We start from the raw sequence: 24,698 nt of genomic DNA on the forward strand, positions 1-24,698 counted from the left end.
GCCGAGGAGAAGCAGGTCGTCCCGGTGCACTGACGCACCGACCGGCAGACACCTCGAAGGGCGCCCCGTTCCGTACCCACGGAACGGGGCGCCCCTCGCCGTCCCCGCCACCGTCTCCTCCGGGAGCACCCTTCGTCGCGCCCGGCACCGTCCCCCTCCCGCAGCGCCCTTCGCCGTCCCCGCCACCGTCTCCTCCCGCAGCGCCCGCCACCGTCCGGCGGCCGTAAAAGTGCAGCCCCGTCAATATCAGGTGATATTGGGGCCTAAGTCATACTGAGGACATTCGGGAGGCACTCCATGCGCGGAGCCACGCACGCCAAGTGGGCCGCTCTGGCCACCGCAGTCGCCCTCGCGGCGACCGCCTGCGGTGGCGGCGACGACAGCGGCGGTGGCGGAGCCGACGGCATCGTGAGTTCCTCGTGGGGCGACCCGCAGAACCCGCTGGAGCCCGCCAACACCAACGAGGTCCAGGGCGGCAAGGTCCTCTCCATGATCTTCCGGGGACTCAAGCAGTACGACCCGAAGACCGGCGAGGCCAAGGACATGCTCGCCGAGAAGATCGAGACCACCGACTCGATCAACTTCACCATCACGGTCAAGGACGGCTGGACCTTCTCCAACGGCGAGAAGGTGACCGCCAAGTCCTTCGTCGACGCGTGGAACTACGGCGCCGATCTGAAGAACAACCAGAAGAACGCCTACTTCTTCGGCCAGATCGAGGGCTACGACAAGGTCCACCCCGAGAAGGGCGAGCCGTCCGCCACGTCCATGTCGGGCCTCAAGGTCACCGGCCCCCAGACCTTCACGGTCAAGCTCACCCAGAAGTTCTCCACGTGGCCCATCACCCTCGGCTACGCGGCCTTCTCGCCGCTGCCCCAGGCCTTCTTCGACGACCGCCAGGCCTGGCTGTCGAAGCCGATCGGCAACGGCCCGTACGCCGTCGACTCGTACTCCAAGGGCTCCCAGATGGCCCTCAAGCGCTGGGACGCCTACCCGGGCACCGACAAGGCCCAGAACGGCGGCATCACCCTCAAGGTCTACACCGACAACAACACCGCCTACACGGACCTGACGGCCGGCAACCTCGACCTCGTCGACGACGTCCCCGCCTCCCAGCTCAAGAACGTCGAGGCCGACCTCGGCGACCGGTACATCAACGTCCCCGCCGGCATCATCCAGACCCTGTCGTTCCCGTTCTACGACCCGGCCTGGAACAAGCCCGGACAGGAAAAGCTCCGCCAGGGCCTCTCCATGGCGATCGACCGGAACCAGATCACCGACACGATCTTCCAGAAGACCCGGACCCCCGCCGTCGACTGGACCTCCCCGGTCCTCGGCGAGGACGGCGGCTTCAAGGACATCTGCGGCGACTTCTGCAAGTACGACGCCGACGAGGCGAAGAAGCTCGTCGCCGAGGGCGGCGGCATCCCCGGCGGCACCATGAAGATCTCGTACAACGCCGACACCGGCTCCCACAAGGAATGGGTCGACGCGGTCTGCAACTCCATCAACCGCGCCCTCGGCAACAACAAGGCCTGCGTCGGCAACCCGGTCGGCACCTTCGCCGACTTCCGCAACCAGGTCACCCAGTCGAAGATGGACGGCCCGTTCCGGGCCGGCTGGCAGATGGACTACCCGCTCATCCAGAACTTCCTCCAGCCGCTGTACTACACCAACGCCTCGTCCAACGACGGCAAGTACTCCGACCCCCAGTTCGACAAGCTGGTGAACGAGGCCAACGCCGAGGCGGACACCGCGAAGGCCATCGGGCTGTTCCAGCAGGCCGAGGAAGTCCTCAGGGACGACATGGGCGCCATTCCGCTCTGGTACCAGAACGGCAGCGCCGGCTACTCGGAGCGGGTCAGCAACGTCTCCCTGAACCCGTTCAGCGTCCCGGTCTACGACCAGATCAAGGTCAACTGACGTCGTAGCAGGTCGGCGGCGTACGGCCCGGCCCGCGGACCCCCGCGCCGCCGGGCCGTACGCCTTCCACAACCCTCTCCCCGGAGCCAACCCCCGGAGCCCCCCCATGGGTCGATACGTGATCCGGCGGCTGCTGCAGATGATCCCGGTCTTCTTCGGCGCGACGCTGTTGATCTTTCTGATGGTGAACGTGATGGGCGACCCCATCGCCGGACTGTGCGGCGACCGCCAGTGCGACCCGGCGACCGCCGCCCAGCTGGAGAAGGAGTTCGGCCTCGACAAGCCCGTCTGGCAGCAATACCTCACCTACATGGGCAACGTCTTCACCGGAGACTTCGGCACCGCCTTCAACGGGCAGCCCGTCACCGAACTGATGGCCAGCGCCTTCCCCGTCACCATCCGGCTCACCATCGTCGCGATCCTCTTCGAGATCGTCATCGGCATCAGCCTCGGCGTGGTCACCGGCCTCAAGCGCGGCCGCCCCGTCGACACCACCGTCCTGCTGCTGACCCTGGTCGTCCTCTCCGTCCCGACCTTCGTCACCGGCCTCCTCGTCCAGCTCCTCCTCGGCGTCAAATGGGGCTGGATCAAGCCGGCCGTCTCACCCGAGGCCACCTTCAGCGAACTCATCGTGCCCGGCCTGGTCCTCGCCTCGGTCTCGCTGGCCTACGTCACCCGGCTCACCCGGACCTCGATCGCCGAGAACAAGCGCGCCGACTACGTCCGCACCGCCGTCGCCAAGGGCCTGCCCCGCCGCCGGGTCATCAGCCGGCACCTGCTCCGCAACAGCCTCATCCCCGTCGTGACCTTCATCGGCGCCGACGTCGGCGCCCTCATGGGCGGAGCCATCGTCACCGAACGGATCTTCAACATCCACGGCGTCGGCTACCAGCTCTACCAGGGCATCGTCCGCCAGAACACCCAGACCGTGGTGGGCTTCGTGACCATCCTCGTGCTGGTGTTCCTGCTGGCCAACCTCCTGGTCGACCTCCTGTACGCCGTCCTTGACCCGAGGATTCGCTATGCCTGAGCAGCCCGAGCCGCTTGAGTCGTACGAAGAGGGCCAGGCCATCGCGCCCACCGGCGCCGGCGGCGCCTCCGATCTCGCGACCGCCGAGGGCGAGACCCTGGAACAGAGTCCGTCCGCCGCCGACGGGCGGGCACCCGGCGGCCCGCTGGGCACCGGATCGGACAAGAAGCCCCGCTCCCTGTGGTCCGACGCCTGGCGCGACCTGCGCCGGAACCCGATCTTCATCATCTCCTCGCTGGTGATCCTCTTCCTGGTCGTCATCTCCATCTGGCCCCAGCTGATCGCCTCCGGAGACCCCCTCGACTGCGACCTCGCCAAGGCCCAGGAGGGCTCCCAGCCCGGCCACCCCTTCGGCTTCAACGGCCAGGGCTGCGACGTCTACACCCGCACCGTCTACGGCGCCCGGACGTCCGTGACCGTCGGCGTCCTCGCCACCCTCGGCGTCGCCGTCCTCGGCGGCATCCTCGGCGGTCTCGCCGGCTTCTTCGGCGGCGCCTGGGACGGCGTCCTCTCCCGCATCACCGACGTCTTCTTCGCCATCCCCGTCGTCCTCGGCGGCCTGGTGCTCCTCTCCGTGGTGACCAGCTCCACCGTCTGGCCCGTCATCGGCTTCATGGTGCTGCTCGGCTGGCCGCAGCTCTCCCGCATCGCCCGCGGCTCCGTCATCACCGCCAAACAGAACGACTACGTGCAGGCGGCCCGGGCCCTCGGCGCCTCCAACTCCCGGATGATGCTCCGCCACATCACGCCCAACGCCATCGCCCCGGTGATCGTCGTCGCCACCATCGCCCTCGGCACGTACATCGCGCTGGAGGCGACCCTGTCCTACCTCGGAGTCGGCCTGAAGCCGCCGACCGTCTCCTGGGGCATCGACATCTCCTCGGCGTCGCAGTACATCCGCAACGCGCCGCACATGCTGCTCTGGCCGGCCGGCGCGCTCGCCATCACCGTGCTCGCCTTCATCATGCTCGGCGACGCCGTCCGCGACGCCCTCGACCCGAAGCTGAGGTAGGGACCCATGCTGCTCGAAGTGCGCGACCTGCACGTGGAGTTCCACACCCGCGACGGCGTGGCCAAGGCCGTCAACGGCGTCGACTACTCCGTCGACGCGGGGGAGACCCTCGCCGTCCTCGGCGAGTCCGGCTCCGGCAAGTCCGTCACCGCCCAGGCCGTGATGGGCATCCTCGACGTCCCCCCGGGCAGGATCAGCCAGGGCGAGATCCTCTTCCAGGGCCAGGACCTGCTGAAGCTCAAGGAGGACGAGCGGCGCAAGATCCGCGGCGCCAAGATGGCGATGGTCTTCCAGGACGCGCTGTCCTCGCTCAACCCCGTGCTCAGCGTCGGCGACCAGCTCGGCGAGATGTTCCAGGTCCACCAGGGCATGTCCCGCAAGGACTCCAAGGCCAAGGCCGTCGAACTGATGGACCGGGTCCGCATCCCCGCCGCCAAGGAACGCGTCGGCCAGTACCCCCACCAGTTCTCCGGCGGCATGCGCCAGCGCATCATGATCGCGATGGCGCTGGCCCTCGAACCCGAGCTGATCATCGCCGACGAGCCCACCACCGCCCTCGACGTCACCGTCCAGGCCCAGGTCATGGACCTCCTCGCCGAGCTCCAGCGCGAACTCAACATGGGCCTCATCCTCATCACCCACGACCTCGGCGTCGTCGCCGACGTCGCCGACAAGATCGCCGTCATGTACGCGGGCCGGATCGTCGAACAGGCCCCCGTCCACGAGATCTACAAGGCGCCCGCCCACCCCTACACCCGAGGCCTGCTCGACTCCATCCCCCGCCTCGACCAGAAGGGCCAGGAGCTCTACGCGATCAAGGGCCTCCCGCCCAACCTCCTCGCCATCCCGCCCGGCTGCGCCTTCAACCCCCGCTGCCCCATGGCCCAGGACGTCTGCCGCACCGACGTCCCCCCGCTCTACGACGTGACCGAGTCCCCGGTGAAGCGCTCCAGCGCCTGCCACTTCTGGAAGGAGTGCCTCCATGGCTGAGGCGATTCTCGAAGTCCGGGACCTCCACAAGCACTACCCCCTCACCCAGGGCGTCGTCTTCAAGAAGCAGGTCGGCTCCGTCAAGGCCGTCGACGGCGTCGACTTCGACCTCCGCGCGGGCGAGACCCTCGGCATCGTCGGCGAATCCGGCTGCGGCAAGTCGACGGTCGCGAAGATGCTCGTCAACCTCGAACGACCGACGTCCGGCGAGATCCGCTACAAGGGCGAGGACATCAGCAGACTCTCCCCCCGCGCGCTCAAGGCCGTCCGCCGCAACATCCAGATGGTGTTCCAGGACCCGTACACCTCGCTCAACCCGCGCATGACCGTCGGCGACATCATCGGCGAGCCGTACGAGATCCACCCCGAGGTCGCGCCCAAGGGCGACCGGCGCCGCAAGGTCCAGGACCTCCTGGACGTCGTCGGCCTCAACCCCGAGTACATCAACCGCTACCCGCACCAGTTCTCCGGCGGCCAGCGCCAGCGCATCGGCATCGCCCGCGGCCTCGCCCTCCAGCCCGAGATCATCGTCGCCGACGAACCCGTGTCCGCCCTCGACGTCTCCGTCCAGGCCCAGGTCATCAACCTGATGGGGAACCTCCAGTCCGAGTTCTCCCTGTCGTACGTCTTCATCGCCCACGACCTGTCGATCGTCCGGCACATCTCGGACCGGGTCGGCGTCATGTACCTCGGCCGGATCGTCGAGATCGGCAGCGACGCCCAGATCTACGACCACCCCACCCACCCCTACACCCAGGCGCTGCTCTCCGCCGTCCCGGTCCCCGACCCCGAGGCGCGCGCCCACCGCGAACGCATCATCCTCACCGGCGACGTCCCCTCCCCGGCCAACATCCCGTCGGGCTGCCGCTTTCGCACCCGCTGCTGGAAGGCCCAGGAGCGCTGCGCCCTGGAGGTCCCGCTGCTCGCCGTCCCGGCCGTCTTCCGCCTCACGGACAGCCCGGCGAAGCACGACTCCGCCTGCCACTTCGCCGAGGAGAAGCACGTCGTCCCCACCGAGGAGGGCGGCGAAGGTCCCGGAGCACCGCCGGCGCCCGGCGGCGAAGGCCCCGCGGCGGCACCGGAGCCCGGCGGCGAAGGCCCCGCGGCGGCACCGCCGCCGGAGGACGGGGGCGACGGCGACGACCCCTTCAGGAAGCCCGAATCGCCTTAACGCACCGGCAACTTCACCGAATCGGCTCCGATATACGAACAGGTCAGACTGCACAGCGTACGGCCGTGCGGGTGCCGTGAGCCGGGCCGGGGCGCGCCATGTCGCCCCGGCCCGGACCCATGCGTTCCCCGCGCCCCACAGGTTTCGCGGAACCGCTTGTTTCGCTTGGTGGCGACCGTGAGTATCGGGACCGTGACTGTGACACGACCGGCACGTCTCACGGGCGCCGCGCTGTGCGCCGCGCTCGCCCTCACCGCCGCCGTGTGGATCCTCAAGGACCTCGCCGCGCTCGGCTCACCCGCCGACCTCGCCCGGTACTGGGCCGGGGACCACCACTTCCTCGTCCGGGGACGGTCCGCCACCTCCCTGGTCGACGCCGTGCTGCTCGTCGTCTCCGCGGCCGCCGCGGCCGCCGCGATCCGCTCCCGGCACGCGGCCTCCGCGCTCGCCGCCACCGGCGCCGTGACCCTGGCCCTGCGCCTCCCCGGTCTCTGGGAGCCCGACACCGGCGCCCTCGTCACCGCCCTCCTCGAACTCGCCCTCGCCGCCGGTCTGGTCGTCACCGCCGCCGTCGGCCGCCGCCCGGCCACCGCCTCGTACGAGCCGCTGCCCACGCGCCCGCGCACGGGCCCCGCCGTCGCCGCCGGAGCCCTCCTCGCGACCTCCGCGCTCGTCGTGGCCCTGTGGGAGCTGTACTGGGCCACCGAACTGCCCCTGGAGATCACCGTCGACCGCTTCACCGGCGGCCGGTCCATCATGAAGGCGGCCCTCGCGCCCCCGCCCGGCTGGCTGTCGCTGACCCTCGTCGCCCTCTACGGGACCGGCGCCGTCTCCGCCTTCTTACGGGCCCGCCACAGCCGGGCCGTCGGCCTGCTCGGCGGAGCGTTCCTGGCGGCCGGCGGCCTCGCCGAGGTCGTCAGGACCACCCGCTACGACATGATCGGCGACTTCGCGGACCTCCCGAACACCGCCCGGCTGAGCGTCCTCACCGCCTTCTTCGGGCTGCTCGCCGGCATCGCCGTGCTCGTCCTGCTCGCCGGACGCGGCGCCCCCGCCGACGCGCCGAGCCCGTACCCGCCGGCCGGGATGCCGCCCCCGGCCCCGCCCTACCCGCCGCCGCCCGGCTGGTGACTCAGTCCCGCGTCCCGCCGAGGGACCGCTTCAGGAAGTCCACCTGGAGCAGCAGCAGGTTCTCCGCGACCTGCTCCTGCGGCGTCATGTGGGTGACCCCCGACAGCGGCAGCACCTCGTGCGGCCGGCCCGCCGCGAGCAGGGCCGAGGAGAGCCTGAGCGCGTGCGCGACGACCACGTTGTCGTCCGCGAGACCGTGGACGATCATCATCGGCCGCACGGGCACCTCCGGCGCGGAGAGCCCGTCGTCGGTGAGCAGCGACTGGGCCGCGTACACCTCGGGATCGTCCTGCGGAGTGCCGAGGTACCGCTCGGTGTAGTGGGTGTCGTACAGCCGCCAGTCCGTCACCGGCGCCCCCACCACCGCCGCGTGGAACACATCGGGGCGGCGCAGCACCGCCCGGGCCGCCAGGTAGCCGCCGTACGACCAGCCCCGGATCGCGACCCGGTCCAGATCCAGCGGGAAGCGTCCGGCGAGGCCCTGGAGCGCGTCCACCTGGTCGTCGAGGGTCGGCCCGAAGTCCCGCGTGATCGCCTTCTCCCAGGCCGGGGAGCGGCCCGGCGTGCCCCGCCCGTCCGCCACGACCACCGCGAAGCCCTGATCGGCGAACCACTGGGACGTCAGATACGTGTTGTGCGCGGCGAGCACCCGCGGCCCGTGCGGACCGCCGTACGGATCCATCAGGACCGGCAGCGGACCGTCACCGTCCGCGTACCCCGACGGCAGCAGCACCGCGCACGGGATCCGCCGCACGCCGGCCTCCGTGAGCCGCACGCGCGGGCGGAGCACCGGATCCTGGGCGTACGAGGCCACCACCGCGACCTGCTCGCCGTCCCGCAGCACCCGTGCCACGCTCCCCGGCGTCTCCGGCCGCGCCGACACCAGCACGGTCACCGCCCCCGAACGCACCGCGCCGTGCACGCCGACGCCCTCGGACAGCCGCTCCACGCCCTCACCGGTCACCCGGTACACATGGACCTCGCCGGTCTCCGGGAGAGTCGCCTCCGCGCCCGCGGACGCGGACACGAGGACGTCGTCCTCCCCGACGTCGAGCACCGCCCGCACGTGCAGCGCGGCGTCCGTCAGCACCTCGTCGCCCACGGCCAGGGCCCGCGCCCCGGTCTCGTCCGTGAGCCGTACGAGCCGCCCGTCGCGGGCGCCTTCCGGGCCGGGCCCCGAGGGGGCCCACGCCGGCACCCCCGGCAGCAGCTCCAGCCACACCGGGTCCCGCTCCGCCCGGACGGTCCTCGTCTCCCCGGACTCCGGGTCCACCGCCAGGAAGAGCTGCTCCCGCTGGTCCCGCGCCTGGACGAGCAGCAGCGGCGCCCCGGCCGCCGACCAGTGCACACGCGCGAGGTACGGATACCGCTCCCGGTCCCACACCACCTCCGTGCGGGCCCCGGCGAGATCCATGACGAACAGCCGCACGTCCGCGTTGGCCGTCCCCGCCGCCGGGTACGCCACCGGCTGCGGCTCCCGTTCCGGATGCGCCGGGTCGGCGATCCACCAGCGCCGCACCGCCCGGTCGTCCGCGCGGGCCACGAGCAGCCGGTCCGAGCCGGGTGACCACCAGAAACCCCGGTCCCGGGTCATCTCCTCCGAGGCGATGAATTCGGCCAATCCGTAGGTCACGTGGGCCTCTTCCGGAACGGCCAGCTCCCGGTCGTCCGACCCGTCCGCGCCGACCACCCGCAGCGCGCCCTCCGCCACGTACGCGACCAGGCGTCCGTCCGGCGAGGGCCTGGGGTCGATCACCGGCCCCGGCACCGGCAGCTCCCGCGCCGTCCCCGCCCTCAGCTCGGCCGCGAAGAGCCGCCCCGACAGGGCGAAGGCCGCCAACTCCACGGCCGCGTCCACCGCGTACGCCACGACACCGGCCGAGCCCTCCCGGCTCCGCTCCCGGCGCGCCCGCTCCTGGGGCGACAACTCCTCCTGGCCGCCGGAGAGCAGCACCTCGGGGTCGGCGGCCACCCGCTCCACGGGCGCGCCGTCGCGCGGCAGGTCGAGGACCCAGAGCCGGTGCGTGCGGTCCACGCCGGACGCGGCCCTGACGAACACGACGCGCTCCCCGTCGGGGGAGACCGAGAAGGCACGCGGAACGCCCAGGGTGAAACGCTGGGTACGGGCGTGACGGCGGGGGAAGGAGAGCCCGGCATGGGGTGTGGCCGGCTGCTGTCGAGACGAGGTCATGCGGCTGAAACTAGCGCTGTGCGCCCCCCTCGTGCCTCCGTCCGCCGATCGATGCGGCCGCACGGATAGTTATGATCCGTAGCGCTAGGTGGGTATGCATCCGACGGGCCTGCCCCCTGGCACATGCTGATCGACCGAACCACTCGAATATCCGACCGAAGAAGTGTGGAGGTGAACCGCCGTGGCACTCTCGATCTCCGTGGTGGTGCTGCTGGCGATCGTCGTCTTCCTTCTGATCCGGAAATCCGGGTTGAAGGCTGGTCACGCGGCGATCAGCGCGCTCCTGGGCTTCTACCTGGCGAGCTCGTCCATCGCCCCGTCCATCAGCACCCTCACCACGAACGTGGCGAACATGGTGGGCGGCCTCAAGTTCTGAGCGCGCCCCCGCGCGCCGACCTCGTAGGGTGGGGACATGTCCGATCTCCCCGCCCGCCGTCTGCTGCTCGTGCACGCGCACCCGGACGACGAGTCGATCAACAACGGCGCGACCATGGCCAGGTACGCGGCCGAGGGCGCCCTCGTCACCCTGGTCACCTGCACGCTGGGCGAGGAGGGCGAGGTCATCCCGCCCGAGCTCGCCCACCTCGCGCCCGACCGGGAGGACCGGCTCGGCCCGTACCGGGTCGGCGAACTCGCCGCCGCGATGGCCGAGCTCGGGGTCACCGACCACCGGTTCCTCGGCGGCCCCGGGCGCTTCCGCGACTCCGGAATGATGGGCGTCGAGCAGAACGAGCGCGCCAACGCCTTCTGGAACACGGACGTCGACACCGCCGCCCCGTACCTCGTCGAGGTGATCAGGGAGACCCGCCCGCAGGTCCTCGTCACCTACGACCCCGACGGCGGCTACGGGCACCCGGACCACATCCAGGCCCACCGGGTCGCCATGCGCGCCGCCGAACTGGCCGCCCACCCGGACTACCGCCCCGACCTGGGACCGGCCCACGCGATCGCCAAGATCTACTGGAACCGGGTCCCGCGCCCGGTCGCCGAGGCCGGCTTCGCCCGGCTGCGCGCCGAGGGCTCCGCCTTCCCGGCCGCCGCCGTGATCGACGACGTCCCCGGCGTCGTCGACGAGGACCGGATCACCGCCGAGATCGACGCGGGACCCGAGCACACGGCCCGCAAGAGCGCGGCGATGGCCGCGCACGCCACCCAAGTCGCGGTCGACGGCCCGTTCTTCGCCCTCTCCAACGACCTCGGCCAGCCGATCTTCACCACCGAGTACTACGAGTTGGTGCGCGGCGTCCCCGGCGCCCCCGAGGGCACTCGTGAGACGGACCTCTTCGCCGGAGTGAGCGCATGAGCCCCAAGCCGCCCGCCACCCCCGCGAAGCCCACCCCGCCCCGCGGCCCGGCCGCGCGCACCGTGTCCACCGCGTCCACCGTCTCCCGTAACGCCCGATTCGCCTGGTACGCGGGCCTGGCCGTCCTCGGTGTCCTCGTCGGAACCGCCGGCGCCCTCGTCCAAGCCGCCTGGCTCCCCGTCGGCTTGATCCTCGCCCTCCTCGCGACCGCCGCCCTCTTCTACGGCGGACTGCGGGCCACCGAGACCCAGGTCGGCGTCGTCGCGGGCGGCGTCGGCTGGCTCGTCGCCGTCATCCTGCTCAGCTTCGGACGCCCGGAGGGCGACGGGGTGTTCGGCGGAGGCGTCGGCGAGCTGCTGTACCTCTTCGGCGGCATGGCGATCGCTGTGATGTGCACCACGCTGTCCCGGCTGCCCCGACCGATCCCGTGAACAGGACGACTTGAGACCGCGGACGCCCTGACTTCGGCCGGATTGACCGTCGTCAGTCACCCAGGGGTCAGCTATGTGACGGCGGCGCCCAGTATGGTGGTGCGCGCCGCCGAACCGCCCGGGTCATACGAGCATCAGCAAGAGCGGGCGGTGGAGCCAACCGGGAGATCCTGCTTTGAGTCGTGAAACTGGTCGAGAGACTGACAGTTCGTCCTCCGGCGCCCAGGGGCGCGGTGGAGCCGCGTACCCCTCGGGTACACCGCCGTACGGATCCCGCCAGTATCCGTCGCTCCACCCCTCGCAGGACGCGCCGGAGGAGACCGCCGGCGCGCCCGCACCGCCGGAGGAGCCCAAGACCGAGACGACGCTGACGACCCGGATCCGGATCAACATCCCGGGTTCGCGTCCGATCCCGCCGGTCGTGGTCCGCACCACGGTCAACGAGTCGCCCACGGCGTCGCCGGCCGCCGCGCCGGAGCCCGCTCCCGCCCCGGAGCCGGAGCCCGAGCAGGCGGCGGCCCCCGAGCCGCCGCAGGCCGAGGAGGCGCCGAAGGCGAAGGAGACGAGCGACTGGTTCGCGCCCCGCAAGGCGGCGCCCCCGAGCCCGGCCCCCGAGCCCGCGCTGCCCCCGGCGCCCGCCCCGGCCCCGAAGCCCGCCCCGGCCGCCACCGGACCCGACGACCGGGGCACCGGCTTCGCCGGCTCCGCGACCTCCGGCGTCCCGACGGTCGGCAACGCCCCGTCGAGCCGCCCGGTCACCCAGGGCAGGCCCGGCGGCAATCCCCTGTACGACGGCGGCACGCCCGCCGGCGGCACCCCCCTGTACACGGGCACGCCGGCCGGCGGGACCCCGATGTACGACGGGACCCCCGCCGGCGGCTCGCCGATGTACGACGGCAACCCCGGCGCCGCGCACCCGGGCGCGGGCAACCCGCTCTACGACGGCACGCCCGCCGCCGGCACCCCGATGTACACCGGCACGCCCCCCGGCGGAACGCCGATGTACACGGGCACCCCGGCCGGCGGCACGCCCGCGTACCCCGGTCCCGCCGCGCCGACCGGCCCCACGACGGGCCCGGTCACGGGCACCGCGTCGCTGGGCGGACCCGGCCAGGGCGGACTCGCGGGCCTGGCCGGAGCCTCCGGGCCGGGCCAGGGCACGGGCTCCCCGTTCCCCGGCGGAGGTACCGGCGGAGCACCCGGCGGCGCTCCCCGCATGTCCGACGACACCGCGATCCTCACCCCGCAGGCCCCCGCGCCCAACGCCCCCGGCCGGGGCGGTCCGGGCGGCCCCGCCGGACAGCGCGGACCGGGCCGACCGGACGACGGCGCCGGCCACGGCCATGTCTCCGGCGACACCCTCACCAGCGGCATCCCGGTCGTCCCGCCGAAGGCGGCCCGACCCGACCTCACCCCCCGCATCGAGGAGCAGACGGCCCCGGCCCCCGCGCCGCGCCCCGCCCCCGCGCCCACCCGCGCCGCCCCGGCGAAGAAGGGCCGCTCCAAGCTGGTCCTCGCCGCCGTCGGAGTCCTCGGCCTCGCCGGCGTCGCCTACGGCGCCGGGCTGCTCCTCAACCACTCCGACGTCCCGAAGGGGACCACGGTCCTCGGCGTGGACATCGGCGGCGGTACGAAGGAGGAGGCCGTCAACAAGCTGGACGCGGCCCTCGGCAAGCGCGCCGGGACCCCGCTCCAGCTCGGCGTCGGCGGCAAGAAGGTCCAGCTCGCCCCGGACAAGGCGGGCCTGGCGCTCGACAGCGTCGAGACCGTCCGCGCCGCCGCGGGCAGCGACTACAACCCCGTCTCGGTCATCGGCTCCCTCTTCGGCGGCGAGCGGATCGCCAAGCCGGTCTTCCCGGTCGACGAGGAGAAGCTCGCGGTCACCCTCGCCGACCTGGCCGGCACGTCCGCGTCGGCGAGCGAGGGCACGATCCTGTTCGCCCCGAACAAGGTGACGCCCGTCGAGGGCAAGGCCGGCAAGGGCCTCGACGTCCAGCGCTCGATGATCTCCGTCCGGGACGCCTTCCGCGCGCAGGTGGAGACCGGCCGGAGCACGCTGGTCGAGCTGCCGGTCACCGACCGTCAGCCGAGCATCAGCAAGGCCGAGGTGGACCGGGCGATGAAGGAGTTCGCGACGCCCGCGATGTCCGACCGCATCACCATCCGGGCGGGCGGCCGGGAGATCCAGTTCGGCCCGGCGCGCTCGCTGCCGCAGATCCTCTCCATGAAGGCGGCCGGCGGCCGTCTGGAGCCGGTCTACGACACCAAGGCCATCGAGCGGCTCCTCGACGGCGCCTTCAAGGGCATCATGATCACCAAGGCCGACGGCACCAAGCAGGAGGTCTCGGCCGACGACGTGGCCTCCGTGATGGGCGAGGCGCTGCTCGGCAGGACCAAGGCCGAACGCACCAGGACGATCGAGCTGAACCCGAAGGGCTGACCGCCCGAGCACGGCGTTCCGAGCCCCCGCCCGACGACCGTCGGCCGGGGGCTCGGCGCGTGCGGGGACGCGGCCGGGAGCGGACGCCTCAGTAGTGGGCCACGAGGACGGCGGAGAGGGCCAGCGCGCCGGGCAGGGCCTGGGCGAAGAGGATGCGGCGGTTGGCCGTGGCGGCGCCGTAGAGGCCCGCGATGACGACGCAGGACAGGAAGAAGACCCGGACGCGGAACGCGATCGGGTCGTCGGCGATGAGACCCCAGACGAGCCCGGCGGCGAGGAAGCCGTTGTAGAGCCCCTGGTTGGCGGCCATCGCGGCGGTCTCGCGTGCCGTCCTCGCGTCGAACCCCGAGAAGCGGCGGCCGGTCTCCTTCTCCCACAGGAACATCTCCATCACCAGGATGTAGGCGTGGAGCAGGGCGACGAGGGCGACGAGGATGTCTGCGGTCAGCGGCATGGCCGCATTGTGCCGCCGGGTGCCCGGGGGCCGGGGGAAGGCGCGCAGCGACGCGGGCGGGGCGATCGGTTCGCGAGAATGAACGGTTAATTCCGGATCCTGAGCCGGATATCGGAAAAGAATCAAAAAGGCTCGACGGGGGAGCCTCCGGGCCGGGAAACTGTCCGCAACAGGCCTGCACTCAGGCCTGATTGGACGAAATCCGCATCACATCCGGGGGAAGACATGGCAGCAACTGCCCGCCGTTGGGCTGCGCGCATATCGGGCGCGGGAGCCGCATCGGCCATGATTTTCGGCGGGACGACCGGTACGTCGTTCGCTATCGAGAACCCGCCCACGGTCACCATCAGCGTGAACTTCGGAGTGGTCGCGACCACGCACCCGGACACCGTGGGCTGCAACGGCTACAAGGTGGTCGGGACGGGCACCGCCGGCGGGGCGCCGGTCAACGGAGCCGCGTGGGCGCAGGACGAGGTTGCGTGCACCGCGACCGTCCCCGGCAGGTACGACATCAAGGGGACGGCGACGCTGACGGAGAGCGACGGCGACAAGCTCTTCATCAGCTACGAGCTCTCCGCGCCGCTGTCGTCGGACACCATGGTGTACCCGTCCGGCACGTTCAAGATCCTGCGGGGTGAGGGCACCTTCGAGGACTCGACCGGCGGTGGCCAGATGAGCGCCAAGGTCAACCTGCTGGACCACGCCCACGCCAGCGCCACGCTGACCGGATACATCCGCAAGTACTGGCAGGTCTGACCGGCCCGCCGGTCCACCGCCCCGCCGGGACACCTGGCGGGCGGTGGACCGGGGCCGTTGCCACCCCCCCCCGCGTCGGAAGGGCGTGCGTGCGGGTGCGGACGACCCGGGCCGTGGCCCCGCGCTAGTTCAGCCGTGCCCGCGCCGCCTGCGCCCGGCGTCGCACCGTCGTCGCCGACTCCGGGTCGACCGCGTCCATGACCTGCGCGTACGCCTCCATCTCCACCGCCCCCGTCAGGAAGTCCCCGCGCTGGACGAGCAGCTCGGCGCGCTCGTAGCGGAGTCTCGCCGGGTGGGAGGGGAGGAGCAGGGAGAGCTCCACCGCCCACAGGGCCACGTCGGAGCGCTCGGGGCGGGGGGCCGCCCAGGCACGGATGTTGTTGAGGACCCGCAGCACGATCGCGCCGGGTTCGGCGGGCCGGAGCATCGAGCGGTCGAGGGCCTCGCCCGTCGCGCTCGTCACCAGGAGCTCGGCGTCCGGGCCCGTCATGGCGCGGCCGCCCGCGAAGGGGTCGGCGAGGTTCAGGTCGGCGGGGTCGCCGAAGCCCACGACGAAGTGGCCGGGCAGCCCGAGCCCGTACACGGGGGCCCCGGCCCGCCGTGCGACCTCCATCCAGACCACGGAGAGCAGGATGGGCAGGCCGCGGCGGCGCCTGAGCACCTCGTGCAGGAGCGAGGACTCCAGCCGCTGGTAGTCGGCGGGCACGCCCTCGAAGCCCTCCCGGGTGCCGAGGAGGTCGGCGAGGGCGGTCGTCCAGTCGCCGACGATCCGTGTGGCGTACGGGACGAGCCCGGCGAGGCGGTCGAGTTCGATCTCGGCCTCGTTCAGGTCGTGCCGGGTGACGGCGGGGTCGGCCACCGCCCCGATGAGCAGGCAGAGCCGGGCGAGGTCGGGCCGCTCCGACCGCGCCTCCTCCGCGAACTCGCGCCGCCAGTCCGGCGGCTCCGGGCTCTCGCGGGCGTCCTCACCCGCTGCCCCGTCCCGCCGCGGTGCTCCGTCCTCCGGTCCGTTCTCCGGCCCGTCCTCCGGTGGTGGTACGTCCTCGGTCACGCCTCCGTCACGCCTCCGCCCATCGGTAGTGGTGGTAGTGGTGGTGCGGCGTGAAGCCCATCCCGTCGTACAGCGCCCGGGCGCCGTCGTTGTCGGCCTCCACCTGGAGCCAGGCCGCCGACGCGCCCTCGTCGAGGGCCTGCCGGGCGAGCGCCGTCATGACGGACGTCGCCAGGCCCCGGCGCCGCTGCTCGGGGTCGACCTCCACGGCCATGAAGCCGGCCCAGCGTCCGTCGACCACACACCGTCCGATCGCCGCCGGTACCTGTCCCGTGCCCGCCACGGATGCGAACCACACACTCGGGCCGGACGTCAGCACCGACCGTACAGCCGGGCCCGGTTCGCCGGAGCGCTGATAGCGGCGGAGCCACGACTCGTCGACGGTCCGGGAGAGGCGTACGGCGGAGACGTCGGCGTCCAGGTCGCCGATCGGGGCCAGTGCCGCGATCCGCACCTCGGCGGAGACCTCGCGCCGCCAGCCGTGCCGGTCGAGGGCCGCGCAGAGCAGCTCCTGGGTGCCTTCGGCGCCGGTGGCGGTCTGGACGTACGCGGGGAGCTCCCTGGCCTCGTACCACGCGCGTACGTGCGTCAGGGCGTCGGCGATAGGCAGCCCGGGATCGCCGAGCGGGAGCACCGAGTTGGCCCGCCGGGTGAAGCCGCCGGAGGCCCGCAGGGTCCACTCGCCGAGCATCTCGCTCTCGACCGGCCGCCACGCGCGCGCGGTGGCGCGGGCCAGCTCGGGGAAGGTGGCGGAGGGGCCGCGCCGGCGGGCCGGGGCGGCCGGCACGGTCTTCCCGGCGACCAGGGTGCATTCCGCGATCCGGACGCTCTCGCCGCTCTTTCGTGTGATCAGCAGCACAGACTTGTCCCATGATGTGAGAACTCCGACCGCGTCGGTGAACTTCTCACCCGCCGCCGCTGAGTCCGTCACGTACCGAACGGAGACACGTTTTCCCACGTCAGCGCTGGTAATGCGGACCTCAAGGCGTCCTCCGCCGATGAATTCCACAGGTTCTCCGCCCCTCCTGTTCGGATCGCCCCCGAGAACGGAGATACTAGGTGCGGGCATCGACGACGCCGCGCTCCCGCGCAGACCAGCCCTATCGAGGAGGAACGACAGCGTGACCTACGTCATCGCGCAGCCTTGTGTCGACGTGAAGGACAAGGCGTGCATCGAGGAGTGCCCCGTCGACTGCATCTACGAGGGCAAGCGGTCCTTGTACATCCACCCGGACGAATGCGTCGACTGCGGGGCCTGTGAGCCGGTCTGCCCGGTCGAGGCGATCTTCTACGAGGACGACACCCCGGAGGAGTGGAAGGACTACTACAAGGCGAACGTCGAGTTCTTCGACGAGCTCGGTTCGCCCGGTGGTGCCTCCAAGCTCGGCGAGATCGAGCGCGACCACCCCTTCATCGCCGCCCTGCCGCCGCAGAACGGCTGATCGACCGCTTCAGGTCGCATCCGGTCCCGTACGGCGTCGGCCGCCGTACGGGACCGAGGCGTTTCCCGACGCCTCACCCGCGCACGTACAGGAAGTGAGAGCCAACCCGTGAGCGCAGTCTCTTCGCGCCTGCCCGTCTTCCCCTGGGACAAGCTGGAGCCGTACAAGAAGACGGCCGTGGCGCACCCCGACGGAATCGTCGACCTCTCGGTCGGCACGCCCGTCGACCCGGTCCCCGCGCTGATCCAGGAGGCCCTGGTCGCGGCGGCGGACTCGCCGGGCTATCCGACAGTGTGGGGGACGAAGGAGCTGCGGGACGCGCTGACCGGCTGGTGCGGGCGGCGGCTGGGCGCGGTGGGCTTCGCCCACGAGAACGTGCTGCCGGTGGTGGGCTCCAAGGAGCTGGTGGCCTGGCTGCCGACGCAGCTGGGCCTCGGCGCGGGCGACCGGGTGGCGTACCCCCGGCTCGCCTACCCGACGTACGAGGTCGGCGCGCGGCTCTGCGGCGCGGAGGCCGTGGTCTACGACGACCCGACGGAGCTCGACCCGGCCGGATTGAAGCTGCTCTGGCTCAACTCCCCGTCCAACCCGACCGGCAAGGTCCTCTCCAAGGACGAGCTGACCCGGATCGTGGCCTGGGCGCGCGAGCACGGTGTCCTCGTCTTCTCCGACGAGTGCTACCTGGAGCTGGGCTGGGAGGCCGACCCGGTCTCCGTGCTCCACCCGGACGTCTGCGGCGGTTCGTACGAGGGCATCGTCGCCGTCCACTCGCTGTCCAAGCGCTCCAACCTGGCCGGCTACCGGGCCGCGTTCGCCGCGGGCGACGCGGCCGTGCTCGGCGAGCTGCTCCAGATCCGCAAGCACGGCGGCATGATGACGGCGGCGCCGGTGCAGGCGGCGACGGTCGCGGCGCTCGGCGACGACGCGCACGTGGCCGAGCAGCGCGAGCGGTACGCGGCCCGCCGGGCGGCGCTGCGGGCGGCCCTGGAGGCGCACGGCTTCCGGATCGAGCACAGCGAGGCCAGCCTGTACCTGTGGGCGACCCGGGACGAGCCGTGCTGGGAGACCGTGGCGTACCTGGCGGAGAAGGGCATCCTCGTGGCGCCGGGCGACTTCTACGGCGAGGCGGGGGCGCGGTTCGTGCGGGTCGCGTTCACGGCGACGGACGAGCGGGTCGAGGCGGCGGTCAAGCGGCTCGGCTGACCGCCCACGGCAGACGGAAGGGCCCGGGGAGCATCCGCTCCCCGGGCCCTTCCGCGTGACCGTTCCGGTCGGGTCAGCCGCCGATGGGCAGGCCGCCGAGCGTCTGGCCGGTCGGCAGGCCGCCGAGGCCGCCGCCCAGGGCGCCGCCGGTCGGGCCCTCCGCGCTCTCGGTGGCGGCACCGGCGGTCTTGCCGACGACCTCGCCCGCGCTGCCGGCGGTCTCGCCGGCGACCTGCTGGGCGGCCGGGGTGGCGGTCTTGCCCGCCGCGCCGACGGTCTTGCCGGCGGCGGGGACGGCCGTGCCGACGGCCTGGCTGCCGGTGGCGCCGACGACGCCGGTGGCGGTCTGCGAGGCGCTGTCGACGGCGGTGCCCGCACCGGCGGCGTCCAGGGCGGTGACGCCGCCGAGGGCGCCGGTCGGCGCGAGGCTGTGGTCCAGGGCGCTCGCGGAGCCGGCCGCACCGACCACGGGGGCTGCTCCGGCCGCGATGAGGAGGGCGGCGCGGGCGATCCGACGGGTCAGGGGGAGGGACATGGTGCTCCTTCGACGAGGTGCGAGGTGTTGTTCGGACGCAGTGACAACCGGCCCCGGGGCGGGTTGGGTTGCGGCGGTCGAAGGTAAAGAATTGGCAATGCGTCGTATTGTCGGGTGGGGAGGAAAACGGACGAACGCGTCATTGCGCAGCCATCTGGCGAACCGTCACTTCGCTTGTGCCGCAAGGGAATTGAGCGGGTGGGGCGCGGTGCGCGGGAGACGGCGCGGAAGGGTCGCGAATTCCCCGGACGCGCACCGGTGTCATGCCACGGGCGAGTGAATCGCCGTACGGGTGATCGGCAGCCGATCGGCCGGGATCGAACGGGATCGGCGGGAGACAGGTCCGCGATCGGTGCGGGATCGGTGCGGGGTCGGTCCGAGATCAGCCCGGGATCGGTCCGAGGTTGGACCGAGGGGTGGCCGAGATCGGCCTGGGGTCGGCCGGGATCGGTCCGGGGTCGGTCCGAGATCGACCCGCGGTCGGCCCGGGGGCCGGCCGGGACCGGCCCGGGATCGGTCCGAGGGGCGGTCGAGATCGGTCTGGGGTCGGTCCGAGGGCGGTCGAGGATCGGTCCCGGGCCGGTCCGAGGGCCGGCCGGGGGCGGCCGGGGTCGGTCTGAGGGTCGGCCGAGATCGGTCCGGGGGCGTTCCGGGATCGGTCCGCGGACCGATCCCGGAACGGGATCGGTCCGCGGACCGGTCGGGACGGTCTGAGGCCGGGGTCGGGCGGCTACCTTGCGAGCCGCATCCGGACGGATCCCGCCCCGGAGGCGGGTGCGCCCAGGGTCTCGACGGACTCCGACGCCCCCGCGACCTTCGACCAGCCTCCCCGCGCCTCACCCGCGCGCCACACCCGGTCCCCGTACGCGACCTCCGTGATGCGCAGCGTCTCCGCCCGCGCCACGGCCCACTGCGCCAGCTCCCAGCCGCGCCGCGCGTCCGCGGACGCGTCCCGGGACCCGGCCGCCGACCGCACCGGCACCACGAGCACCGGCGGCTCGGCCGCCGACCGGCCCGCGCTCGGCCCGCCCGTCACGGCCGTCGGCGCCGCCTTCTCGCCGAAGGCGCGCACCAGCTCCGCGCGCACCTTCTCGGGATCGCCCGGACGGCCCTCGGCATCGCTCGCCGTACAGGAGAGGGCGGCCGGGGACCGGCCCGTCAGCGCCGCCGAGAGGAGCGTGGCGTCCGGCTCGTGCTTCGCGTACGCCTGCGGGAAGCCGCTCTTCTGCACCTTCTGCGCCGCCACCGTCAGCGGCAGCCGCGAATACCCCGGGACCTTCTCGAGACCGTCGTAGAACTTCCCCGACGCGTACACGGGATCCATGATCTGCGCCGGCGTGCCCCAGCCCATGGAGGGCCGCTGCTGGAAGAGGCCGAGCGAGTCCCGGTCGCCGTGCTCGATGTTCCGCAGCGCCGACTCCTGGAGCGCCGTGGCGAGGGCGATGGTCACCGCCCGCTCCGGCAGGCCCCGGGTGGTGCCCACGGCGGAGATCATCGCGGCGTTCGACGCCTGCTCCGGGGTGAACTCGTACCGGTTGTCCCCGGTGCCGACACTGCACCGGGGCGTACCGGTACTCCCCGTCACCTGGTGGAAGGCCACGTACGAGGCGAGGCCGACGAGCGCGGCGAAGGCGGCCGCGGAACGGGCGAGGCGGCCGCGACGGCGGGGGCGGGTGGGCTCGGACACGGGCCCACCGTACTGGAGGCCGCGTTAGGGTCGGCACATGGCTGACATCACCCCGCCCGACGCGCCCCTCGACCTGTCCCAGGACGGGGCCGCGCTCACCGCCGCCCTCGTCGACTTCCCGTCCGTCAGCGGGACCGAGCAGCCGCTCGCGGACGCCATCGAGCAGGCGCTGCGCGCCCTGCCGCACCTCACGGTCGACCGGTACGGGAACAACGTCGTGGCCCGTACGAACCTCGGCCGCGGCGAGCGGGTGGTGCTCGCCGGCCACATCGACACCGTGCCGATCGCCGACAACGTGCCCTCGCGGCTCGACGAGGACGGCATCCTGTGGGGCTGCGGCACCTCGGACATGAAGTCCGGTGTCGCCGTCCAGCTGCGGATCGCCGCCACCGTCCCCGAGCCCAACCGCGACCTCACGTTCGTCTTCTACGACAACGAGGAGGTCGCCGCCCACCTCAACGGCCTCGGGAAGATCGCCGAGGCGCACCCCCACTGGCTGGAGGGCGACTTCGCCGTCCTCCTGGAGCCCTCCGACGCCCAGGTCGAGGGCGGCTGCCAGGGCACGCTGCGCGTCATCCTGCACACCGCCGGCGAGCGGGCCCACTCCGCGCGCTCCTGGATGGGCTCCAACGCCATCCACTCCGCCGCCCCGATCCTGGCCCGCCTCGCCGCGTACGAGCCGCGCAAGCCGGTCATCGACGGCCTGGAGTACCACGAGGGCCTCAACGCCGTCGCGATCCAGGGCGGCGTCGCCACCAACGTCATCCCCGACGCGTGCACGGTCACGGTCAACTACCGCTACGCCCCCGACCGCTCGCCGGCCGAGGCGCTGGCGTACGTCCGCGAGTTCTTCGCCGACTGCGACATCGCCGACCTCGTGGTCGACGACGAGAGCCCCGGCGCCCTGCCCGGCCTCTCCCACCCGGCGGCGGAGGCCTTCATGAAGGCCGTCGGCGGCAGCGCCCAGCCCAAGTTCGGCTGGACCGACGTGGCCCGCTTCAGCGCCCTCGGGGTGCCCGCGGTCAACTACGGCCCCGGCGACCCCATCTACGCCCACAAGCGGGACGAGCACGTGCCCGTCGACCGGATCCACCACTGCGAGGCGCGGCTCCGCGACTGGCTGACCGCCTGACCGCCCGACTTCCCTCGTCCCGACTCCCGTAATTTCGCATTTCGTCACCTCTGTGGTCCTACGCTGACCGGACCAGAAGATCGTTGGATCGACGGAGGGAGCAGGCCATGGGTATCCCTGAAGGGGAGACGAAGCCGGAGGAGCAGCGGCTCGGACCGGTGCTCAGGCGCAGGGACCAGGTCCAGCCGGGCACCACGGACCAGCGGCTGCTCGACACCGAGGGCGACTCGGAATGGGTGCACACCGACCCCTGGCGGGTCATGCGCATCCAGTCCGAGTTCGTCGAGGGCTTCGGCGCCCTCGCCGAACTGCCGAGCGCGATCAGCGTGTTCGGCTCGGCCCGCACGAAGCCGGACTCGCCGGAGTACGAGGCGGGTGTGCGGATCGGCAGGGCGCTCGTCGAGGCCGGTTTCGCGGTCATCACGGGCGGTGGCCCCGGCGCCATGGAGGCGGCCAACAAGGGGGCCAGGGAGGCCAAGGGCGTCTCGGTGGGCCTCGGGATCGAGCTCCCCTTCGAGCAGGGGCTCAACCCGCACGTCGACATCGGCGTGAACTTCCGCTACTTCTTTGTGCGGAAAACGATGTTTGTGAAGTATGCCCAAGGGTTCGTCGTCCTGCCTGGCGGCCTCGGCACCCTCGACGAGCTCTTCGAGGCGCTGACCCTGGTCCAGACCCGCAAGGTGACCCGCTTCCCGATCGTCCTCTTCGGCACCGAGTACTGGAAGGGCCTGGTGGACTGGCTCCGCGACTCGGTCGTCGCGGGCGGCAAGGCCTCCGAGCGGGACCTCCTCCTCTTCCACGTCACCGACGACGTGGACGAGGCGGTGGCGCTGGTGACGAAGGAGACGGGCAAGTAGCGGTCCGCGGGGCGGGGGCGACGGTCCTCCGCCGCCCCCGCCCCGTCTGCGCTCCCCGCTACGCCAGACCGCGCCGCGCCACGGCCGGCGCCCGGTGCCCGGCGATGGACGCCACCATGTCGAGCACCTGCCGCGTCTCGGCGACCTCGTGGACCCGGTACACCTGCGCCCCCAGCCACGCGGAGACGGCGGTCGTCGCCAGGGTGCCGAGCACCCGCTCCTTCACCGGCCGGTCGAGCGTCTCGCCGACGAAGTCCTTGTTGGACAGCGACACGAGCACCGGCCAGCCCGTCTCCGCCATCTCCCCGAGCCGCCTGGTCGCCTCCAGGCTGTGCCGGGTGTTCTTCCCGAAGTCGTGACCGGGGTCGATCATGATCGCCTCCCGCCGGACGCCGAGCGCGACCGCCCGCTCCGCGAGCCCCACGGTGACGCGCAGGATGTCGGCCATCACGTCCTCGTACTCCACGCGGTGCGGCCGCGTCCGCGGCTCCGCGCCGCCGGCGTGCGTGCACACGAGCCCCGCCCCGTACTTCGCGGCGACCTCGGCGAGCCCGGGGTCGACCCCGCCCCACGCGTCGTTCAGGACATCGGCGCCGGCCTCGCAGACCGCCGCGCCGACGTCCGCCCGCCAGGTGTCCACGCTGATGACGACGTCGGGATGGCGGCGGCGGACCTCGGCGACGAAACCGACCGTGCGCCGCGCCTCCTCCTCGGCCGTGACCTCCTCGCCGGGGCCCGCCTTCACCCCGCCGATGTCGATGATCGCCGCCCCCTCGGCCACGGCCTGCTCGACGCGGGCGAGCGCCGGCTCGTCCCGGAAGGTGGCGCCCTGGTCGTAGAAGGAGTCAGGGGTCCGGTTCACGATCGCCATGATCACCGGCTCGTGCGGCCCGAATTCACGCCGTCCCAAGCGCAGCATCCCTTTTGTCCTCCCTCGTGTCCGTTCGCCTGCGACCCTAGCCGTCGGTGGCGCATGGCACGATCGGCACGGGACGTTTTCCACTCCGGGGAGAGGCACGCAGGTGTTCTGGTTTCTGCTCATCACGATGGTCGTGGTCGTGGCCGCGGTGACCCTGGCCGTGGTCGGCGGCGGCGACAGCGAGGTGCTGCCCGACGTGGCGCCCGAGGAGCTCGTCGACCCGCTGCCGGCCACCCGCCCGGTCGACCGCGCGGACGTCGAGGCGCTCCGCCTCCCCGTCGCGGTCCGCGGCTACCGGATGGCGGACGTGGACGACGTGCTGGTCCGCCTCGGCGCCGAACTGGCCGAGCGGGACGCCCGGATCTCCGAGCTGGAGGAGGCGCTCGCCGGACCGGCGGCCGCCGGTGGCGAAGAGGACGGGCGGGCGTGACGGCCGGCGAGGCGGTGCCGGGCCCGGACGGGCGGCTGCGCTGCCCGTGGGGCCTGTCGACCGAGGACTACGTGGCGTACCACGACGAGGAGTGGGGCCGGCCGGTCCACGGCGACGACGCGCTGTTCGAGCGGCTCTGCCTGGAGGCCTTCCAGTCGGGTCTGTCCTGGATCACGATCCTGCGCCGCCGCGAGGGCTTCCGGGCCGCGTTCGCCGGTTTCCGGATCGCCGAGGTCGCCGAGTTCGGCGAGGCGGACCGCGAGCGGCTCCTCGTCGACGAGGGCATCATCCGCAACCGGGCCAAGATCGACGCGACCCTGGCCAACGCGAAGCTGCTGGCCGGCTGGGCACCGGGCGAACTGGACGGGCTGATCTGGTCGTACGCCCCCGATCCGGCGAACCGCCCCGTCCCGCGCACGATCGCGGACGTCGCGGCGGTCACGGACGAGTCCACGGCCCTCTCCAAGGCCCTGAAGAAGCGGGGTCTCCGCTTCATCGGCCCGACGACGGCGTACGCCCTGATGCAGGCGTGCGGGCTGGTCGACGACCACGTGAAGGGGTGCATGGCCCGGGGCGGAAGGTAGCCCCAGGCATGCGCGTACGAGGCGTG

At 72.5% G+C, this 24,698-nt stretch carries 24 protein-coding genes; 17 read left to right on the forward strand and 7 right to left on the reverse strand.

Annotation, left to right across the window (positions count from 1 at the left end; translation table 11 throughout):
* Nucleotides 1-297: 297 nt before the first annotated feature.
* The 6 genes from AMK27_RS23810 to AMK27_RS23835 all read left to right on the forward strand — a co-directional run bounded on the left by AMK27_RS23810 (nucleotide 298) and on the right by AMK27_RS23835 (nucleotide 7,257).
* Nucleotides 298-1,923, forward strand: a complete 1,626-nt coding sequence (locus tag AMK27_RS23810) for a peptide ABC transporter substrate-binding protein (RefSeq protein WP_073911959.1) — start codon at nucleotides 298-300, stop codon at nucleotides 1,921-1,923.
* Between the two features lie 106 nt (nucleotides 1,924-2,029).
* Nucleotides 2,030-2,953: an ABC transporter permease gene (locus tag AMK27_RS23815; protein WP_073911962.1), complete on the forward strand. Its 924-nt coding sequence runs from the start codon at nucleotides 2,030-2,032 to the stop codon at nucleotides 2,951-2,953.
* Nucleotides 2,946-3,965: an ABC transporter permease gene (locus AMK27_RS23820; RefSeq protein WP_073911964.1), complete on the forward strand. Its 1,020-nt coding sequence runs from the start codon at nucleotides 2,946-2,948 to the stop codon at nucleotides 3,963-3,965. The genes AMK27_RS23815 and AMK27_RS23820 overlap by 8 nt, the downstream gene beginning before the upstream one ends.
* 6 nt (nucleotides 3,966-3,971) lie before the next feature.
* Nucleotides 3,972-4,955 (forward strand): ABC transporter ATP-binding protein, encoded by a 984-nt coding sequence (locus AMK27_RS23825; protein WP_073911966.1) that lies wholly within the window; start codon nucleotides 3,972-3,974, stop codon nucleotides 4,953-4,955.
* Nucleotides 4,948-6,126: an ABC transporter ATP-binding protein gene (locus tag AMK27_RS23830; RefSeq protein ID WP_073911968.1), complete on the forward strand. Its 1,179-nt coding sequence runs from the start codon at nucleotides 4,948-4,950 to the stop codon at nucleotides 6,124-6,126. The genes AMK27_RS23825 and AMK27_RS23830 overlap by 8 nt, the downstream gene beginning before the upstream one ends.
* 192 nt (nucleotides 6,127-6,318) lie before the next feature.
* Complete coding sequence (locus AMK27_RS23835; protein ID WP_073913154.1) at nucleotides 6,319-7,257, forward strand: hypothetical protein; 939 nt, start codon at nucleotides 6,319-6,321, stop codon at nucleotides 7,255-7,257.
* Between the two features lies 1 nt (nucleotide 7,258).
* Here AMK27_RS23835 and AMK27_RS23840 read toward each other — a convergent pair whose 3' ends face one another.
* On the reverse strand, nucleotides 7,259-9,448 hold the full coding sequence (locus AMK27_RS23840; protein ID WP_073911970.1) for a S9 family peptidase: 2,190 nt from the start codon (nucleotides 9,446-9,448) through the stop codon (nucleotides 7,259-7,261).
* A gap of 181 nt (nucleotides 9,449-9,629) precedes the next feature.
* Here AMK27_RS23840 and AMK27_RS23845 point away from each other — a divergent pair, with 181 nt between their 5' ends.
* The 4 genes from AMK27_RS23845 to AMK27_RS23865 all read left to right on the forward strand — a co-directional run bounded on the left by AMK27_RS23845 (nucleotide 9,630) and on the right by AMK27_RS23865 (nucleotide 13,622).
* Nucleotides 9,630-9,824 (forward strand): hypothetical protein, encoded by a 195-nt coding sequence (locus tag AMK27_RS23845; protein WP_030320669.1) that lies wholly within the window; start codon nucleotides 9,630-9,632, stop codon nucleotides 9,822-9,824.
* A 36-nt stretch (nucleotides 9,825-9,860) separates the two neighbouring features.
* On the forward strand, nucleotides 9,861-10,751 hold the full coding sequence (gene mshB, locus AMK27_RS23850) for an N-acetyl-1-D-myo-inositol-2-amino-2-deoxy-alpha-D-glucopyranoside deacetylase (RefSeq protein ID WP_073911972.1): 891 nt from the start codon (nucleotides 9,861-9,863) through the stop codon (nucleotides 10,749-10,751).
* A complete protein-coding gene (locus AMK27_RS23855; protein ID WP_073911974.1) occupies nucleotides 10,748-11,182 on the forward strand; it encodes a DUF6113 family protein in 435 nt (144 codons plus the stop codon). Before mshB ends, AMK27_RS23855 begins: the two co-directional genes overlap by 4 nt.
* 175 nt (nucleotides 11,183-11,357) lie before the next feature.
* Nucleotides 11,358-13,622: a hypothetical protein gene (locus AMK27_RS23865; RefSeq protein WP_198955931.1), complete on the forward strand. Its 2,265-nt coding sequence runs from the start codon at nucleotides 11,358-11,360 to the stop codon at nucleotides 13,620-13,622.
* 88 nt (nucleotides 13,623-13,710) lie between these two features.
* Here AMK27_RS23865 and AMK27_RS23870 read toward each other — a convergent pair whose 3' ends face one another.
* Nucleotides 13,711-14,076: a DUF1304 domain-containing protein gene (locus AMK27_RS23870; protein ID WP_073911978.1), complete on the reverse strand. Its 366-nt coding sequence runs from the start codon at nucleotides 14,074-14,076 to the stop codon at nucleotides 13,711-13,713.
* A gap of 285 nt (nucleotides 14,077-14,361) precedes the next feature.
* Here AMK27_RS23870 and AMK27_RS23875 point away from each other — a divergent pair, with 285 nt between their 5' ends.
* Entirely contained in the window at nucleotides 14,362-14,832 is a 471-nt protein-coding gene (locus tag AMK27_RS23875; protein WP_073911980.1) for a hypothetical protein, read from the forward strand.
* 124 nt (nucleotides 14,833-14,956) lie between these two features.
* Here the strand turns inward: AMK27_RS23875 and AMK27_RS23880 are convergent, their stop codons facing one another.
* On the reverse strand, nucleotides 14,957-15,883 hold the full coding sequence (locus tag AMK27_RS23880) for a transglutaminase family protein (RefSeq protein WP_073911982.1): 927 nt from the start codon (nucleotides 15,881-15,883) through the stop codon (nucleotides 14,957-14,959).
* Between the two features lie 7 nt (nucleotides 15,884-15,890).
* Nucleotides 15,891-16,892, reverse strand: coding sequence for a GNAT family N-acetyltransferase (locus AMK27_RS23885; RefSeq protein WP_073911985.1), 1,002 nt, complete (start codon nucleotides 16,890-16,892; stop codon nucleotides 15,891-15,893).
* Between the two features lie 112 nt (nucleotides 16,893-17,004).
* On the opposite strand from AMK27_RS23885, the gene fdxA reads away from it, so the two are divergent.
* Both fdxA and AMK27_RS23895 read left to right on the forward strand, forming a co-directional pair.
* A complete protein-coding gene (gene fdxA, locus AMK27_RS23890) occupies nucleotides 17,005-17,325 on the forward strand; it encodes a ferredoxin (protein WP_015035968.1) in 321 nt (106 codons plus the stop codon).
* A 108-nt stretch (nucleotides 17,326-17,433) separates the two neighbouring features.
* A complete protein-coding gene (locus AMK27_RS23895) occupies nucleotides 17,434-18,528 on the forward strand; it encodes a bifunctional succinyldiaminopimelate transaminase/glutamate-prephenate aminotransferase (protein WP_073911987.1) in 1,095 nt (364 codons plus the stop codon).
* Nucleotides 18,529-18,601: 73 nt separating this feature from the next.
* On the opposite strand, the gene AMK27_RS23900 is transcribed toward AMK27_RS23895, so the two are convergent.
* Together AMK27_RS23900 and AMK27_RS23905 are read right to left on the reverse strand one after the other, a co-directional pair.
* Nucleotides 18,602-19,063 carry an ATP-binding protein gene (locus AMK27_RS23900; protein ID WP_073911989.1) on the reverse strand — a complete coding sequence of 154 codons (462 nt, stop codon included), beginning with the start codon at nucleotides 19,061-19,063 and terminating at the stop codon, nucleotides 18,602-18,604.
* Nucleotides 19,064-19,793: 730 nt separating this feature from the next.
* Nucleotides 19,794-20,750 (reverse strand): hypothetical protein, encoded by a 957-nt coding sequence (locus tag AMK27_RS23905; protein WP_073911991.1) that lies wholly within the window; start codon nucleotides 20,748-20,750, stop codon nucleotides 19,794-19,796.
* A gap of 37 nt (nucleotides 20,751-20,787) precedes the next feature.
* Between AMK27_RS23905 and dapE the strand changes: the two genes are divergently transcribed.
* Together dapE and AMK27_RS23915 are read left to right on the forward strand one after the other, a co-directional pair.
* On the forward strand, nucleotides 20,788-21,882 hold the full coding sequence (gene dapE / locus AMK27_RS23910; protein ID WP_073911993.1) for a succinyl-diaminopimelate desuccinylase: 1,095 nt from the start codon (nucleotides 20,788-20,790) through the stop codon (nucleotides 21,880-21,882).
* A 107-nt stretch (nucleotides 21,883-21,989) separates the two neighbouring features.
* On the forward strand, nucleotides 21,990-22,739 hold the full coding sequence (locus tag AMK27_RS23915) for an LOG family protein (RefSeq protein ID WP_055603473.1): 750 nt from the start codon (nucleotides 21,990-21,992) through the stop codon (nucleotides 22,737-22,739).
* A gap of 58 nt (nucleotides 22,740-22,797) precedes the next feature.
* Here AMK27_RS23915 and folP read toward each other — a convergent pair whose 3' ends face one another.
* On the reverse strand, nucleotides 22,798-23,658 hold the full coding sequence (gene folP, locus AMK27_RS23920) for a dihydropteroate synthase (protein ID WP_073911995.1): 861 nt from the start codon (nucleotides 23,656-23,658) through the stop codon (nucleotides 22,798-22,800).
* A gap of 103 nt (nucleotides 23,659-23,761) precedes the next feature.
* On the opposite strand from folP, the gene AMK27_RS23925 reads away from it, so the two are divergent.
* Together AMK27_RS23925 and AMK27_RS23930 are read left to right on the forward strand one after the other, a co-directional pair.
* Nucleotides 23,762-24,088, forward strand: coding sequence for a hypothetical protein (locus AMK27_RS23925; RefSeq protein ID WP_073911997.1), 327 nt, complete (start codon nucleotides 23,762-23,764; stop codon nucleotides 24,086-24,088).
* Entirely contained in the window at nucleotides 24,085-24,672 is a 588-nt protein-coding gene (locus tag AMK27_RS23930) for a DNA-3-methyladenine glycosylase I (RefSeq protein WP_073911999.1), read from the forward strand. The genes AMK27_RS23925 and AMK27_RS23930 overlap by 4 nt, the downstream gene beginning before the upstream one ends.
* Nucleotides 24,673-24,698: the final 26 nt, after the last annotated feature.

Origin of the sequence: Streptomyces sp. CB02009, from assembly GCF_001905825.1 — a bacterium.
Taxonomy (GTDB): domain Bacteria; phylum Actinomycetota; class Actinomycetes; order Streptomycetales; family Streptomycetaceae; genus Streptomyces.